At 65.6% G+C, this 14,450-nt stretch carries 10 protein-coding genes; 5 read left to right on the top strand and 5 right to left on the bottom strand.

Annotated elements, in window-relative coordinates:
* Positions 1-2 precede the first annotated feature (2 nt).
* The 4 genes from pgaD to pgaA are packed head-to-tail and all read right to left on the bottom strand — an operon-like array spanning position 3 to position 6,183.
* Complete coding sequence (gene pgaD / locus PcP3B5_RS09175; RefSeq protein WP_009621281.1) at positions 3-446, bottom strand: poly-beta-1,6-N-acetyl-D-glucosamine biosynthesis protein PgaD; 444 nt, start codon at positions 444-446, stop codon at positions 3-5.
* Positions 446-1,771, bottom strand: coding sequence for a poly-beta-1,6-N-acetyl-D-glucosamine synthase (gene pgaC / locus PcP3B5_RS09170; RefSeq protein ID WP_061561079.1), 1,326 nt, complete (start codon positions 1,769-1,771; stop codon positions 446-448). Before pgaC ends, pgaD begins: the two co-directional genes overlap by 1 nt.
* Positions 1,768-3,771, bottom strand: coding sequence for a poly-beta-1,6-N-acetyl-D-glucosamine N-deacetylase PgaB (gene pgaB / locus PcP3B5_RS09165; RefSeq protein ID WP_061561078.1), 2,004 nt, complete (start codon positions 3,769-3,771; stop codon positions 1,768-1,770). The genes pgaC and pgaB overlap by 4 nt, the downstream gene beginning before the upstream one ends.
* 9 nt (positions 3,772-3,780) lie before the next feature.
* Positions 3,781-6,183 carry a poly-beta-1,6 N-acetyl-D-glucosamine export porin PgaA gene (gene pgaA, locus PcP3B5_RS09160; RefSeq protein ID WP_061561077.1) on the bottom strand — a complete coding sequence of 801 codons (2,403 nt, stop codon included), beginning with the start codon at positions 6,181-6,183 and terminating at the stop codon, positions 3,781-3,783.
* A gap of 893 nt (positions 6,184-7,076) precedes the next feature.
* Between pgaA and PcP3B5_RS09155 the strand changes: the two genes are divergently transcribed.
* From PcP3B5_RS09155 to PcP3B5_RS09135, 5 genes are all read left to right on the top strand, one after another.
* The gene (locus PcP3B5_RS09155; RefSeq protein ID WP_061561076.1) at positions 7,077-7,667 is read left to right on the top strand and encodes a fimbrial protein; all 591 of its coding nucleotides are present in this window, start codon (positions 7,077-7,079) and stop codon (positions 7,665-7,667) included.
* Between the two features lie 49 nt (positions 7,668-7,716).
* Positions 7,717-8,436 (top strand): fimbrial biogenesis chaperone, encoded by a 720-nt coding sequence (locus tag PcP3B5_RS09150; RefSeq protein ID WP_009621270.1) that lies wholly within the window; start codon positions 7,717-7,719, stop codon positions 8,434-8,436.
* 158 nt (positions 8,437-8,594) lie between these two features.
* Entirely contained in the window at positions 8,595-11,078 is a 2,484-nt protein-coding gene (locus PcP3B5_RS09145) for a fimbria/pilus outer membrane usher protein (RefSeq protein WP_082816275.1), read from the top strand.
* Complete coding sequence (locus PcP3B5_RS09140; RefSeq protein ID WP_009621267.1) at positions 11,075-12,061, top strand: fimbrial protein; 987 nt, start codon at positions 11,075-11,077, stop codon at positions 12,059-12,061. The genes PcP3B5_RS09145 and PcP3B5_RS09140 overlap by 4 nt, the downstream gene beginning before the upstream one ends.
* Before the next feature lie 119 nt (positions 12,062-12,180).
* Positions 12,181-13,176 (top strand): fimbrial protein, encoded by a 996-nt coding sequence (locus PcP3B5_RS09135; RefSeq protein WP_061561075.1) that lies wholly within the window; start codon positions 12,181-12,183, stop codon positions 13,174-13,176.
* 42 nt (positions 13,177-13,218) lie between these two features.
* On the opposite strand, the gene PcP3B5_RS09130 is transcribed toward PcP3B5_RS09135, so the two are convergent.
* Positions 13,219-14,373 (bottom strand): EAL domain-containing protein, encoded by a 1,155-nt coding sequence (locus PcP3B5_RS09130; RefSeq protein ID WP_061561074.1) that lies wholly within the window; start codon positions 14,371-14,373, stop codon positions 13,219-13,221.
* Between the last annotated feature and the right edge of the window lie 77 nt (positions 14,374-14,450).

Below are 14,450 nucleotides of genomic sequence, written 5' to 3'. Positions count from 1 at the left end.
GCTCAGGGCGTCTCGACTTCCATCTCCGCCGGGTTCTCCACCCACACCAGGTTGCCATGTTCGTCGTTGTGCAGGGTCACCACCTGGGCCCCGTGCAGGCGGGCCAGGGTATCGCCACTGATGTTGAAGCTGCGCGACAGCGCCTGCCGGGACAGGTCGGGCATGCGTGAGCGGCGTTCGTAGCGCGCCGCGCGAATCTGGTTGTAGCGGGCCCAGGACACCAGCAGCGCGGCGATCAAGGCGCTGCACAGCACATAGACCATCAGCGTATCGAGCGTCTGCAGGAACTGCCCGCCCCAGTCCAGGCGCGGCCCTCGCCAGCCGCTGGCGAGCAGGCTGGCGATGCCGCGCTCCATCAGCCAGACGAAGATCGCCCAGGCGCACAGGGTCAGCAGAACGTCCAGGCTCCGGGGCAGCCAGTGCTGCGGTGTCTTGATCAGGTTCATCACGAACTCCTCTTGATGCCACGGTCGGGGCTGGTCCAGCGCGCCCGGGCCTGGCGCGTCTTGAGCATGACCTTGGGGAAACTCACCAGGGTGGTCAGCAAGGTGACCAGCCAGAAGGCGAAGGGGTACCAGATCACCCAGAACAGCGAACTCGCCAGGTGGCGCTCGTAGCGCCTTTCGATCAGCAGGCTCAGGGCGAACTGCAGCAGGCACACGCAGGCCAGCAGCAGTCCGGTGAAGGCCGGCGGCACTATGTTGGCGACGCGCAGGCTGGGCGGCATCTCGACCACCAGGCCGAGCGCCCAGAGCAGGATCGACAGCAGGAAGGTGAAGGCCCAGGCCGCCGACAGGCTGAACTCGATCAGCAGCGGCCACATGTAGCGGTAGCGCCAGGTCCAGATGCTGCGGACGTTCTTCAGCAGCACCTCGGCCCCGCCCTGCGCCCAGCGCAGGCGCTGCTTCCACAGACCGCGCAAGGTCTCGGGCATGAGGATCCAGCACAGCGCGCGCGGCTCGTAGAAGATCGACCAGTGATCCAGCTGCAGCTTCCAGCTGATGTCGATGTCCTCGGTGATCATGTCCGTGCTCCAGTAGTCGACCCGCGCCAGGGCCGTGCGGCGGAACGCGGCGACCACGCCGGAGACGGTGAAGACCCGCCCGTAGACGCGCTGGGTGCGCTTGATCAGGCCGATGATCGAGGAGAACTCGCCGACCTGGACGCGGCCGATCAGCGTCGAGCGCGTTCGGATGCGCGGGTTGCCGGTCACCGCGCCGACCCGCGGGTTGTCGATCAGCGGGGCCACCAGGTAGGCCGCGGCGTTGGCGTCGAGCAGCGCGTCGCCGTCGATGCACACCAGGTACTCGCTGCGCGCGGCCAGCGCGCCCATGCGCAGGGCCACGGCCTTGCCCTGGTTCTGCGCCAGGTGCAGCACGCGCAGCCGCGGCTCGCCTTCGGCCAGGGCATCGAGCACCTGCGCGGTGTTGTCGGAGGAACCGTCGTTGATGGCGATGACTTCGATGTTCGGATAGTGCTGCGCGAGGGCCGCGCCTATGGTGTCGGCGGCGTTGTCGCCCTCGTTGAAGCAGGGGATCAGGATCGACACCAGCGGCTCGCCCTCCAGTTGCGGGACGTCCTCCGGCCAGGCCCAGTGGCGTTCCCAGTGCGCCCAGAAGTAGATGCCGCCGGCCATCCACAGGGCCGACATGAACAGTGGATAGAAAAACACGAAGTTCAGCAGGATCTCGCCGGTGAGGACGATGGCTACGCCGATCGGGCCGCCGAGCAACAGCAGCAGGACCAGCAAGGCAACGATGCGATCGATCATGGCTCGGGGTACCAGGCGTTGGAGATGGCCGGACGCAGCGCCTTGAGTTCGGGCTGGTCGTTGACGAAATCGTCCGGGTAGTAACCGAAGCTGCGCACGCCCTCCCACTGCAGGCGGTGCATCCAGCGCCGCAACTGCGCGGCGTCGATGGGCGCCTCGCGCCCCTCGCGCCAGTCGCGCGCCTGCAGTTCGAAGACGCTGCGCTGCAACGCGCCGGGGCGCTTGGCCACTTCGCGCACCAGGCGCTGCAGCCAGGCCTCGGACTGCTCCAGGGGCACGCCCTCCATCAGCGGCATGGCCATGGGCGCGGTCCAGTCGTAGGCGGCCAGGAAGTCGTCCAGGTTCTGCGCGAACCAGGCTTCGCTCTGCGGTTCAAGGATCGGCAGCGCATAGATGTTGCGCGCCGTCTGCACCTGCGGGCCGCGGATGGCGCGCACGCGCTCGGCGAGCTGGCGGGTGAAGTCGATGAGGTAGCGGCTCTTGAAGCGCGTCCAGCGCTGCAGCGTCTGCGCATCGCCGCGCAGGCTGGCGATGTCGCCCGGCAGGCCGGCCGCGCGATAGGCCGCCAGCGCCTGGGGCCCGGCATCCTCGAAGTCGGAGAACAGCGCGTCGTCGTGGAACAGCAGGCCGGCGAAGGCGGCGTGCCCCGCCAGGTCCTCGTAGATCTCGGTGATCTGCCGGCGTACTTCGGGGTCGAACGGCGACAGCCGCCGGTACTGCTGCGGGTCGATCTCCAGGCGCCCGCTGTGCGGGTCCCAGCGCTGCACCCGCGGCAGCTGCGGCGACAGGTCGAAGGCCAGCACCGGCATCCAGGCGAACACTTCCACGCCGGCGCGGGTGCGCAGCTGCCAGGCGGCGCGGTTGAACAGGTCGGCGCGCATCGGCAGGTGCCGGTTGGGGAAGTACAGCGCCTTCACCGTGCCGTCGCCCAGCGGGTCGGCATAGGCCTGGAGGAACACGGTGTTGATGCGCAGGTCGGCGATGCGCTGCACCAGTTGCCCGAGGTTGGCCTCCATCTGCTGCGGGTCGGGATCGTAGACGTAGTCCAGGTCGACGTGGGCGACGCGCAGGTTGTCCTGCGCCTGGACGCGGCTGATGGCCGAGGTGAAGTGATGCAGGTTGGGGTCGCCGTTGAGCAGGAAGCGCGGCAGGTTGTCCAGGTGGTCGATGCTGCCCAGGCCGTCTTCGAGGGTCAGGGCCAGGGCGTAGCCGTCGTCGCCGACCACCTGCAAGGCGGTGCCGCTGGCCGCGCCGTAGGGCCACACCCACACCCGCGGTGCCTTGCCGGTGATGCCCTGCAGGGTACGGCTGATGCGCTTGACGTCGATGCCCACGCGGTTGCGGTATTCGGCCTCGGTTTCGTAGCGCCCGGCATTGGCCAGGTACAGGCGGTTGGCCGCTGCCGGCAGCTGGCTGCCCTGCGGGTTGCCGGGGCCGCCGAAGTGCAGGGCCTCGGTGTGCGCGCCTATTTCCACCAGGCCGGACCGGGCGATTTCCGCGAGCTGCTGGCGGGTGAGGAAGCGCCGGCGCTCCACCGCCAGGCCGCCGAAGTCCACGCGCTGCTGGTCCGGGGTATCCAGCCAGACGCCTACCGGCGCCATGATCGCCGGCCAGTCGTAGGCCTTCAGGATCGGCAGCACGCGCTGGTAGAAGCTGCTGTAGCCATCGTCGAAGCTCAGCAGCAGGGGTTTCTCCGGCAGGCTGCCGCGGCCGGCGCGGGCGGCCAGCAGTTGGTCCACGGAAATCGCCTGGAAGCCCTGCTCGTGCAGCCAGGCCAGCTGGTCCACCAGGTTGGCGGTGCGCACGGTCATGAAGGCCTGATTGGCGTCGCGGTCGGCGATCTCGTGGTAGGCCAGGGTCAGGATGCGCCCCGACGGCCAGGGCTTCTCGTTGGCGGCAAGGGTGCGCTGCGCCGGCTCGACGAAGGGGGGCGCCTCGCTGGCGCAAGCCCCGATCAGCAGCGCCAGCCCCAACAGCAGGAAACGGTAGGTGGCTCTCATGTTCGGGTCCTAGAAGCGGTAGCTGAGGTCGAAGACCAGGCGGTAGTCCAGCTCGCGGTCGCCGTCGTAGGGGCGGCTGACGGCGGACAGGTTGAAGCCTGCGTCGAAGCGGTCGTCCAGGCTCAGGCGCTGGCCGTAGCCGAGCAGGCCGACGGCGCCGGTGCCGTGGTGCTGCTGGCTGTAGCTGCCGGCGCCGAGCTGGCCCTGCTGGGTCCAGCGCGTCTGGTAGCGGCGGTAGAGGGTGTGCTCCAGGTTCAGGCTGGGCAGCAGCAGCAAGTCCGACTTCGGGTTGAAATAGGGGACGTCCTCCGACTTACTGTTGCGGCTGCCGGAAACCTCCAGGCCGAGGTCCGCCACCAGGTAGGGCGAGCTGTAGACACGCTGGCTGCCGGTCAGGGCGAGTTCGTGGCGCATGTTGCCGTCGCTGAAGTGCGAGGGTGAATAGGCCAGGCGCCATTCGCGCTGCTCGTTCTGGCGCCAGCGCAGGTAGCCGTCCAGGCGGTCGGAGCGGATGCCGCTGTTGAGCGCCCGCAGCGGCGTCTCGCGGGACAGGCGCGCGGCGCTCCAGCCGTACTGCCATTGGTCGTCGATGTCGTGGACGCCGGACAGCCGCAGGCCCAGCTTGTCGCCGTCGCCGTAATCGTTGTGCGACACCTCCGCCTCCAGCGTGGTGTTGCGCCCGGTCCATTCGCTGCCGACGCGCTGCCAGCGGTAATGCCCGGTGCCTTCCTCGAAATCGCCGGTGGCGTAGCCGGCGCCGCCGAACAGCCGCCAGTGGTCGACGATGGGCGGGCTGTAGAGCACGCTGTCGAAGCCCAGGTCGCGGCTGCCGTTGACCTCGCCGCCATTGGCATGGCCGCCGTAGGCGCTGATGCGCAGCTCGGCCATGTGGTGGACCTGGCGCAGGTAGTCCAGGCGCTGGGCCTGCAACTGTTCGGGGAAGCGCTGGATGACGTCGTCGGCCAGCAGGTCCAGCTGCCGCCATTCCTGCAGCTCGCGCGCCACCATGCCCTGCTCGGTTTCCAGGGCCACGCCGCGCGGGTCGGTGCTTTCGGCGATCTTCAGCTGGTCTTCGGCGCGCCGCGGCCAGCCGCGGGACAGGTAGGTGCTGGCCAGGCCGGTACGCAGCCGCGAGTTGTCCGGCGCGCTTTCCACCAGGCTTTCGTAGTCCTGCTGCGCCGCCGGCAGGTCGTTGCGGTACAGCCGGCCGTTGGCCTGCAGCAGGCGGGCCTCCAGCCAGTCGTCGTTGGGCAGGGCCACGCCCATGCCCGGCGGATGCAGCCGCATCGGCTGCTGCGCCACCAGGTCGTCGGACAGGACAGACAGGTCGTCGAGTTGCTCGCTTTCCACCAGGGCGTAGAACAGCCCCTGGTGGTCGTCCATCCAGTCGCTGTCCTTGTCGTTCTCGCTGGCGATCACCTGGCGGTAGAGTTCCGCGGCCCGCTCCGGCTGGCGCTGGTACAGGCTGGCGCCGGCGACCCAGCGCAGGGCGTAGGGCGGCAGTTGCACGCCCTCGGCATGCAGCCGCTCGTATTCCTCGACCACCTCGGCCATGCGCGCCCGGGCATAGAGGCCGCCCAGGCGGTCGATGCGCACCCGGCGCACTTCCTGTGCCGCGGCCGGGTCGCCGGCCCATTGCGCGAGGGACTGGTCGGCCAGGGCGATGGCCCGGTCGGCGACCACGAAGCGCTCGCTGTCGCGCAGGGGCGACACTTCCGCCAGGCGCACCAGCTCGGCGACGCGGTCGGCCTGCAGGCTGCGCTGCTGCGCCGCCGACAGCACGCCGGGGTGGCGCTCGCCGAAGGCCAGCGCCTGGCGCGGCAGGCCGGCAGCCTGCAAGGCATCGACGTATTCGCTGAGCACGCGGCTTTGCTGCGGGGCCAGTTGGCGGGCCTGGTCCACCTGGAACAGCGCCGCATAGGGCTCGCCCATCTGCTGGTGGACATAGGCCAGGGCCAGGCGCCGCTCGGCATCGCGCGGCGCGGCGGCGACCAGGGCCGCGGCCTTCTGCAGCGCCTCGGCGCCACGCCCGGCATCCACCAGGGTCATCGCCTGGCCTTGCAGCAGAACCTGGTCGCCGGGGTAGGCGGCCAGGCCGCGACGGTAGGCCTCCAATGCCTGGGGCCAGCGCTTGAGGTTGCGATAGGCCCGCGCCACCGAGGCCCAGGCGCCGTTGGACAACCGCGCCTGGGGATGGCGCTGGTAGGTCTGCAGCACCTCCTCGTCCAGCCCCGCCCAGCCGGCGATGATCAGGTGATCGTCGAGGCGCGCGGGGTCGTCGGGGTTCTGCCGCAGGCGCTGCAAGGCCGGCTGGTAATTGCCGGCGCGGGCCTCGCGCACCAGTTGGTCGTAATCCTCGGCGGCCTGGGCCCAGGCGCTGCCGAGCAGCAGCACGGCCAGGCAACCGCCCATGGGGAGCCGTCGCTGGAGAAGCTGCGAAGCGAGAAAGGACAAGGAGGTCTTGGACAGCACGAAGCAATCATCCCTAACTGCATGGAAGCCGCGCGAAAGCCGACACTCTGTCGATAACTGACGCAGCCGCCGCATGCCGGTTTATTGACATTGAGGCGAGAAGAAAAGCTTTCCGTCAGAATTTAGTCAACTGCCGTTCGTGAAAAAACGCTGACGTCCTACGACGAACCACTCATCTCGGCGAAGCGGAAGACAATAAATTGACGAATACAGCTGAAACCTGGCAGCGCGATTTTTTGACGGAGGTGCGCTACGACTTCACAGGAGAGGCCATTCGGGGGCCTTAATACCGATAAATATCGACATTTATTCTTGTTTATCGGGAAACCCGTCGATGGATGGCCAATAGCCATTGACCATAGTCGGTTCTTCTGAAGGATCGAAAATAAAAGTAACAAGATATTTCAGAACTACCTCCTGTCCGGAAAAGGATCCTGTGGGTGGAAGGAGGAAGGCAGGGTGATGGGGAAAGTGTCGGTATCAGGCTCCCTCGACGTCGCGCCATTCTTCTGAACGCTGTCGATGGGGACAGTGAGAATAACGGCGTTATTTTTTCGGCATATTCATGATTATGTTGCCGTATTAAATATACGGCCCTTATTTTGAACTCCAGCCACTTCCTCCGAATAGTTTTCAAGTCTTGCCCAGCAAAATATCCACGCACCCATTACCCCATATATTTCGCAGGTGCCCCCATCAGAACAAGAAAGTTCTCGGTTGATCCCTGGCGAGTGTCTGGTATTTGAGGAGCATGGCCCCCGATATTCTTTGCCGCGGCTCAAGATGAGCCGTACTTGAAGCATTCAAGCTCTTATCTAAGGGATATCGGTCCAATGAAACCTTTCAAACTCCTGCTGCTGACTTCCGCCACCTGCCTGATGGCGAACCATGTGCTGGCCGCCGACGGCGTCATCAATTTCACCGGTGAAATCACTGCTGCTTCCTGCGTCGCTTCGGGAGGCGCCGGCGCTTCCGTCAGCGGTAGCAAAGGCAATCAGATCATCGACGTGAACCTCGGCAAGGTCAGCATGGACGCCCTGGGCGGTTCCGCCGAAGCGGGCCTGGCCGCCGGCACCGCGATCAACCTGAACCTGGACTGCGGCAACACCGCCGCTGGCCTGAGCACCGTCAAGTTCGGCTTCGACCCGCTGTCCGGCTCGGGCGTCGACCCGAAGAACAACAGCCTGCTGAAGACCACCGGCACCGCCAGCGGCGTGGGCATCGGCATGTTCGATGCGGACAGCCACCTGATCAACCTGTCCGCCAACGAAACCTACGTCGCCCCGCTGATCAAGACCGGAGAAGGCCAGGACGCCCAGTACAGCGCAACGCTGAACATGCGTGCCTCCTACGTGGCCAACGGCAACCAACTCCAGCCCGGCACCGCCAACGGCACCCTGCCCTTCACCCTGACCTACGAGTAAGCCACCGAACGGGAGCGCCCAGCGCTCCCGTCACCCTGCGAGTCGAACGATGAAACCCAGGTTCCTGTTTCGCACCAGCCTGTTGCTGGCGCTTTGCTCCCTTTCCGGCCTGTGCCTGGCCGCCATCCAGGTCGGCGGCACGCGGGTCGTATTCCCCGCGACCGACCATGAAGCCTCCATCCAGGTACGCAACGAAGGCACCGAGGACATCATGATCCAATCCTGGATCGAAGCCGCGCCGGGCCAGTCGGAAAGCGACCTGCCCTTCGCCATCACTCCGTCGCTGGCGCGCCTGGGCCACAAGAAGCAGCAGATGCTGCGCATCTTCTACCAGGGCAAGGGCCTGCCGGAGGATCGCGAATCCGTGGTCTGGCTCAGCGTCCAGGAGATTCCCCAGGTCTCCAGGACCGAGAACAGCCTGCAGGTCGCCTTCCGCCAGCGCCTGAAAATCTTCTACCGGCCGAAGGGGCTGCCGGGCACGGCCGACGAGGCGGCGAACAAGCTGAGCTGGAAGGTCCTGGAAACTGCCGACGGGCTGGTGCTGCAGGCCGCCAATGATTCGGCCTTCCATGTTTCATTCGGCCAGGTGAAGGTCATTGCCGGGCAGAAGGAATATCCGGTCCAAGCCGCGATGATAAGTCCGCAGAGTAGCGAAAAGATGAAGATCGAAGGTCTTCCGAAAACGTTTAGAGATAGCGCGGAAGTTCACTGGGAATCCATAAATGATTATGGCGCCCTGATAAAACACAAGGCTGCGATTCAACTCTGACGCGTTTTTGAATCCTCTCCACACACTCCTCATGTACTTCGTGGGATATCACGCCCATGGGGCTTCCTGCGCAGAAAAACACTGTTCCGGCAGGGCGCCCACTCCTTTCGAGAAAGATGAAAAACATCAGGAAGAAACCGAGCAGAAAGGACGCCAGGATGCGTTTCAACAAAGGATTCCCTTACTTGGCCGCCGTCAGCCTGCTGGGTGCGACCTCGGTATCCGCCACGCAATTCAACCCAATGTTCCTCAAGGACAAGGGTGCCCAGGTCGATCTGCGTTTCTTCGAGAAAAGCAACGGCATGCTGCCGGGGACCTACAGCGTCGACCTCTACCTGAACCAGCGCCTGGAGCGCCGCCAGGACATCGCCTTCAAGACCGACGAGAACGCCGAAAAAGACGATGCGCAACCGGTCCTGAGCCTCGGCCTGCTGCGCGAGATCGGTGTGGACGTGGAGCGCCTGAAGAAGGAAGGCATCGTTCCCATTGATAGCGGCGACGCCGAACCGGTCGCCCTGCTGCGCATCGAGGGGGCGTCCGTCGAAATGGACGTCTCGAAACTGGCGCTGTATCTCAGCGTGCCCCAGGCCTATATCAAGCGCCACTCGCGCGGCTACGTCGACCCGTCGCTGTGGGACGACGGCGTGGCCGCGTTCTTCAGCAACTACCAGTTGAACTTCAACCGCAACAGCGGCGACGGCAGGCGCAGCGACTATGGCTACCTGGGGCTGCGCAACGGCTTCAACCTCGGCCAGTGGCACCTGCGCAACGAGTCGTCGATCAGCCAGAGCACCGGCGTATCACGCAACTTCTCCAGCAATCGCACCTACCTGGAGCACGACGTCACCGCCCTCAAGGGCCGCTTCGCCATCGGCCAGCTGTACACCAGTGGCGACATCTTCGACAGCAGCCGCTTCCGCGGCGTCCAGCTCGGCTCGGACGTCGGCATGCTGCCCGACAACGAGGCCGGCTATGCGCCGGTGGTGCGTGGCATCGCCGAAAGCCACGCGACCGTGGAAGTGCGCCAGAACGGCTACGTGATCTATTCCACCAGCGTGTCCCCGGGCGCCTTCGAGATCCGCGACATCTACCCCGGCGGCTCCAACGGCGACCTGGAAATCACCGTCATCGAATCCGACGGGCGCAAGCGCAAATTCACCCAAGCCTATTCCTACCTGCCGGTGATGGTCCGCCGCGGCACCTTCCAGTACAGCCTGTCGCTGGGCAAGTACGACAACGACGGCTCGGAATCGCCGCAACTGATGCAGGGCACGGCGGTCTACGGCGCGACCGACAACCTGACCACCTACGGCGGCATGCTCGGCGCCGACGGCTACACGGCATTCAACTTCGGCCTGGGGCTCAACACCCCCCTGGGCGGGACCTCGCTGGACGTGACCAACAGCCGCTCGCGGCCCGACCGCGGCAAGGCCACCAGTGGCCAGAGCGCGCGTTTCCTCTACTCCAAGACGCTCAACAGCACCAACACCACCTTCACCATGGTCGGCTACCGCTATTCGACAGTGGGCTACCGCACCCTGAGCGAACACATCCAGGAAATGGGCGAGGTCGACCACCAGAGCTTCGCCAGGGGCCGCCCGAAAAACCGCCTCGATCTCAACATCAACCAGACGCTGGGCGGCTACGGTTCGCTCTTCCTCAGCGCCGGCGAAACCAACTACTGGGACCGCAGCGGCAACACGCGGCGCCTGCAACTGGGCTACAGCGGCAACCTCGGCGAGGTCAGCTACAGCATTTCCGCCTCGCATACCCGGAGTGCGGGCGGCTGGGCCGACACGGACAATCAGTTGTCCTTCTCGGTGAGCATTCCCTTCGGCTCAACGCGCTCGCAACGCCTCTACAGCAGCTACACGAGTAGCAGCCGCGGCGACGACAGCCTGCAGGCCGGCGTTTCCGGCTACCTCGACGACGCCAACACCCTGTCCTACTCGGCCCAGACCGGGCGGTACGGCAGCGAGCACTCGGGCAGCGTCGGCCTGGCCTGGGACGCGCCCTCGGCCAAGCTCGCCGGCAACTATTCGAAGTCCGGCGACTCGCGCCACCTGGACCTCACCGCCTCCGGCTCCATGGTGGCCCATAGCGGTGGCGTGACCTTCAGCCAGCCCGTGGGCGAAACCTTCGCGCTGGTGGAAGTGCCCGGGGTGAAAGGCGTGGGCATCGGCGGCTCGACCGCGCGCACGGATGACGCCGGCTACACCGTGGAAGGCTACGTGCAGCCCTACCGCTACAACTACCTGGACCTCGACACCCAGACTCTGGGCGTCGACGTGGACGTCGACGAGACCTCGCAACGCGTGGTGCCACGCCGTGGCGCGGTGGTCAAGGCACGTTTCGCCGCCGCCTCCGGCCGCCGCGTACAACTCGACCTGAGCCTGGCCGACGGTAGCAAATTACCCTTCGGCGCCCAGGTGTCCGACGCCAGCGGCAAGCTGCTGGCGGTGGTCGACAACCAGTCCCGCGCCCTGGTGTTCGGCCTCGAGGACCAGGGCCGGCTGACCGTCAGTTGGGCCGATGGCAGTTGCTCGGCGCCCTACGAACTGCCGAGCAGGGACGCATCCCTGACCTACGACCAGGTGCAACTCGTCTGCGGCGTTCCATCCAGCGACGGAGCAAATCCGTGAAGAAACTCGCTCTCCTTCCCTTGATCATCCTGGGCGCGGCAGGCATCGATACAGCCCACGCCGCCGACCTCTGTTACTGGTACCCCAACATGAATGACCAGCAGACTCGTATCGAGAACGCTAGGCTGCCCGCCTCAACGCGTCTGTATGAGGCAGCTATCGGCAAGTCGATGGCGGTTATCGATGTATCTATCACGCCCCTCATCGGCGATATAGAGAAAGTCAAATGTGCCATGAGCGTTCCTCGTGTCCGCTGGCAATATTCGGACGACGGGAAAGGGACCAACGTAGGACTCTACGATAATGTGCATAAGACCAACTTGCCCGGAGTGGGTATTCATATCGCTTGGGAGCGGGGGCTGTCTGGGAGCGGTGAATACGAGAACTCACCGACTTCAACAGTCTCTCTCTCGAGGACGGCCAGGCTCGTGTTGGTCCGTACCGCTCGTGAGGTGGCGGGAGGCAACCTCCAGCTGAACCACTGGGTGAAGTTCGTGGTGAACGGCTGGACTGCCGCGGAAGTTGGGCTCGTCGGCCAGATCAACCTGATCAACAATGGCTACTTTTCCGGCTGCACGGGCGTCAAGATGCTCGATCTCCCCATGGGGCGGGTTATGGCCAGCGAGCTGGGCCAGCAGGAGGCGGCCCAGAACTTCAACCTCGACGTATTGTGCAGTGGCTTGCCTGCCGGCTCGAAGCTACCGGTCAAGGTCTATTTCGAAGGCAGCTCGGATGGCCCTGGCCGCCTGAACCTGACGCCGGGCGGCGCCAAGGGCGTGGAGATTGCGCTGACCACCGACAACCCTGGCGTGAAGCTGCCTTTCACCAAGGCTGACGCGTTGGGCATGAAGTGGATCCGCAGCGAACCCAAGGGCGAGCTCTTCCGCCTGCCGATCAGGGCGCAATACGTACGCAAGGGAAAGGAGCCGGTCGGGGGAGGCAAGGCCAACGCCGTGCTCAATTACATTCTCGAATACAACTGAAACGCCTGCGCCGGGCCATGTCCTGCGCCTCTTCCGCCTACTCAGGCAGCAAGGAATCCAAACCGAGCCCCCTCCCCTGGGTTGCCTTGCCCATCCGTCCAACGAAAGAAGATGCCCCCATGAAGATGTCCATTCTTGCGCTCCTCCTGACAGCCCTGGCCGCCGCAAGCATCGGCACAGCCCACGCCCTTCCCATGTGTGGCTGGCCCCAAGCCCCCCAGTTCCGCCAAACCAAGACCGAGTTGCCGCCTAACCTAATAGACCTGGACAATGTACCAATCGGTCAGCCGATGGCCACCGTCATCCTGTTTGTCTATCAGGACAACCTGGGACAGGGGCTCGGTACAAGTTGGCCCATTTGCTCCCCCTTCGTGGACTACGTCTATTGGCGCTTCACGCCAACGAATGCCTCTCTGGCGCCAGGCTACTCGGATGTGTACACGACCAACGTGCCCGGGCTGGGCGTTCGGTATTTTCTGCACCCCTACAGGATGACAAGCGGGGAATATGGGAACCATCCCGGGGCGCACGTCCCGATCCCGCCCACGATCGACATCGAGCTCATCCGTACCGGGCAGAAGGTAGCGACCGGCGATAACATCTACCTGACCTACCCCTCGCTGGGGCTCTACGTAAACGACGAGTATATCCTGGAGATCAGGACCCCCCTCACGTCGCAACTGGCCAGCCGCGGCTCCTTTTCCAGCTGCGTGGGCAGCAAATTTCTCAGCATTCCCTTAGGGCGGGTAACGGCGGACAGGCTGGGCCAGCAGGAGGCCTCCCGCGACTTCGACATCGACGTACTCTGCACGGGCGTGCCGGCGGGCTCGCAGTTGCCGGTCAAGGTCTATTTCGACGGCAACTCGGACGGCCCCGGCCGTCTCAACCTGACGCCGGGCGGCGCCAAGGGCGTGGAGATCGCGCTGACCACCGACTGGGGCCTGAAGCTGCCCTTCGCCAAGGCCAGCGCGCTGAACATGAGCTGGATCAGGACCGAAGCCACGGGCGAGCGCTACCGCCTGCCGGTCAAGGCGCAATACGTGCGCAAGGGCGCGGATCCAGTCACTCCAGGCATGGCCAATGCCGTGCTCAACTACATTCTCGAATACGACTGATCCTCCTGCGCAGGGCCACGTCCCTGCGCCGGTTCATCGATCTCAGGCGGCGAAGCCCGCGCCCTGCAACTTCAGCCAGCTTTCCAGAAGATCCGCCCTCAAGGGTTCAGCGCGCAGGTAACCCTGGCCGGTGCGCACGCCCATGTCCACCAGGCAATGACGCTGCGCCTCGGTCTCGATGCCCTCCACCACCAGTTGCATGCCCAGCTCGCCGGCCAGCGCCAGCACGTGACGGGCCACGCTGCGGTAGTGCTCGCTGTCGGCGATCTGCCGGGTGAACTCGGCGGCCAGCTTGATCTCGTCGAAGGGCAACTGGCACAGGCGCAGCAGCGAGGAATGCTGGGTGCCGAAGTCGTCGATGGACAGCCGCACGCCCAGCAGGCTGAGCTGGATGAGGTTTTCCACGCAGGTCGCACCAGCGCTGGCCGGGCCGTCTTCGGTGATCTCGAAGGTCAGTTGCGACAGCGGCAGGGGATGCTGCCGCAGGCGCTCGACCAGGCGCTGGATCAGCGCGGCGTCGCTCGCCTGGCCCAGGCTGAGGTTGAAGGCGAACGCCAGGTCGTGGCCCTGGCGATGCAGCTCGAGCTGGCAGGCCAGGCCCTGTTCCAGCAGGTCGAACAACAGATCGTCGAGCAACCCCTCGCGGCTCATCAGGGGGATGAAGCTGGCCGGCGCGAGCAGGCCACGGAAAGGATGCTGCCAGCGCGCCAGGACTTCCACCGCCCGCACCGCACCGCTGCGCAGGTCGAACTTCGGCTGCACGTAGGCCTGGAACTCCCGATGCCAGAGCCCCAGGCGCAGGTCCTCGGCGCTGGGCGGTTCGGCAACGACATCGGCATCCAGCATGCCCAGCGCCGGCGAATAGTCGGCCAGCCGATCGATCAGCGGAATCCCCCGCAGTTGTGCCCAGTGGCGCATGCCACGCTCGATGGCCGGGTTGCCGGCGAGCAGCAGCAGCGAGCGGAACTTGCGCCCGCGCCGCGCCTGCTGGAGGAAGGCCAGTCGCTCCGGATTCGGCTGCGCCTCGCACAGGGCGACGTCGACCGGGCCGAACTGCTGCAGCAAGGCCCGGGCGTGCTGGCAGTCCCTGGCGCTGAGGATGAGCGCGTTGGGGCATTCCCGGCGCAATTGCGAGGCGTAGGCGCGGCGGCTGGTTTCGCTGCTCAGCAGCAGGGCGCTCAGTGAATGCTGGGGCATGACGGCTGGAACCTCGCTTCGAATCACCCGGAAAGCTTATGCGAGCGGTCTTCCGCACCCTCACAGACGCATCGGGG

The sequence above is a fragment of the Pseudomonas citronellolis genome, from assembly GCF_001586155.1.
Lineage (GTDB): Bacteria > Pseudomonadota > Gammaproteobacteria > Pseudomonadales > Pseudomonadaceae > Pseudomonas > Pseudomonas citronellolis.
This window is presented reverse-complemented; position numbering and strand designations above follow the sequence as displayed.

Excerpts from the sequence above, each read along its gene's own strand:
- pgaD (WP_009621281.1), bottom strand. The coding sequence starts at position 446 with ATGAACCTGATCAAGACACCGCAGCACTGGCTGCCCCGGAGCCTGGAC.
- pgaC (WP_061561079.1), bottom strand. The coding sequence starts at position 1,771 with ATGATCGATCGCATCGTTGCCTTGCTGGTCCTGCTGCTGTTGCTCGGC.
- pgaB (WP_061561078.1), bottom strand. The coding sequence starts at position 3,771 with ATGAGAGCCACCTACCGTTTCCTGCTGTTGGGGCTGGCGCTGCTGATC.
- pgaA (WP_061561077.1), bottom strand. The coding sequence starts at position 6,183 with ATGGGCGGTTGCCTGGCCGTGCTGCTGCTCGGCAGCGCCTGGGCCCAG.
- PcP3B5_RS09155 (WP_061561076.1), top strand. The coding sequence starts at position 7,077 with ATGAAACCTTTCAAACTCCTGCTGCTGACTTCCGCCACCTGCCTGATG.
- PcP3B5_RS09150 (WP_009621270.1), top strand. The coding sequence starts at position 7,717 with ATGAAACCCAGGTTCCTGTTTCGCACCAGCCTGTTGCTGGCGCTTTGC.
- PcP3B5_RS09145 (WP_082816275.1), top strand. The coding sequence starts at position 8,595 with ATGCGTTTCAACAAAGGATTCCCTTACTTGGCCGCCGTCAGCCTGCTG.
- PcP3B5_RS09135 (WP_061561075.1), top strand. The coding sequence starts at position 12,181 with ATGAAGATGTCCATTCTTGCGCTCCTCCTGACAGCCCTGGCCGCCGCA.
- PcP3B5_RS09130 (WP_061561074.1), bottom strand. The coding sequence starts at position 14,373 with ATGCCCCAGCATTCACTGAGCGCCCTGCTGCTGAGCAGCGAAACCAGC.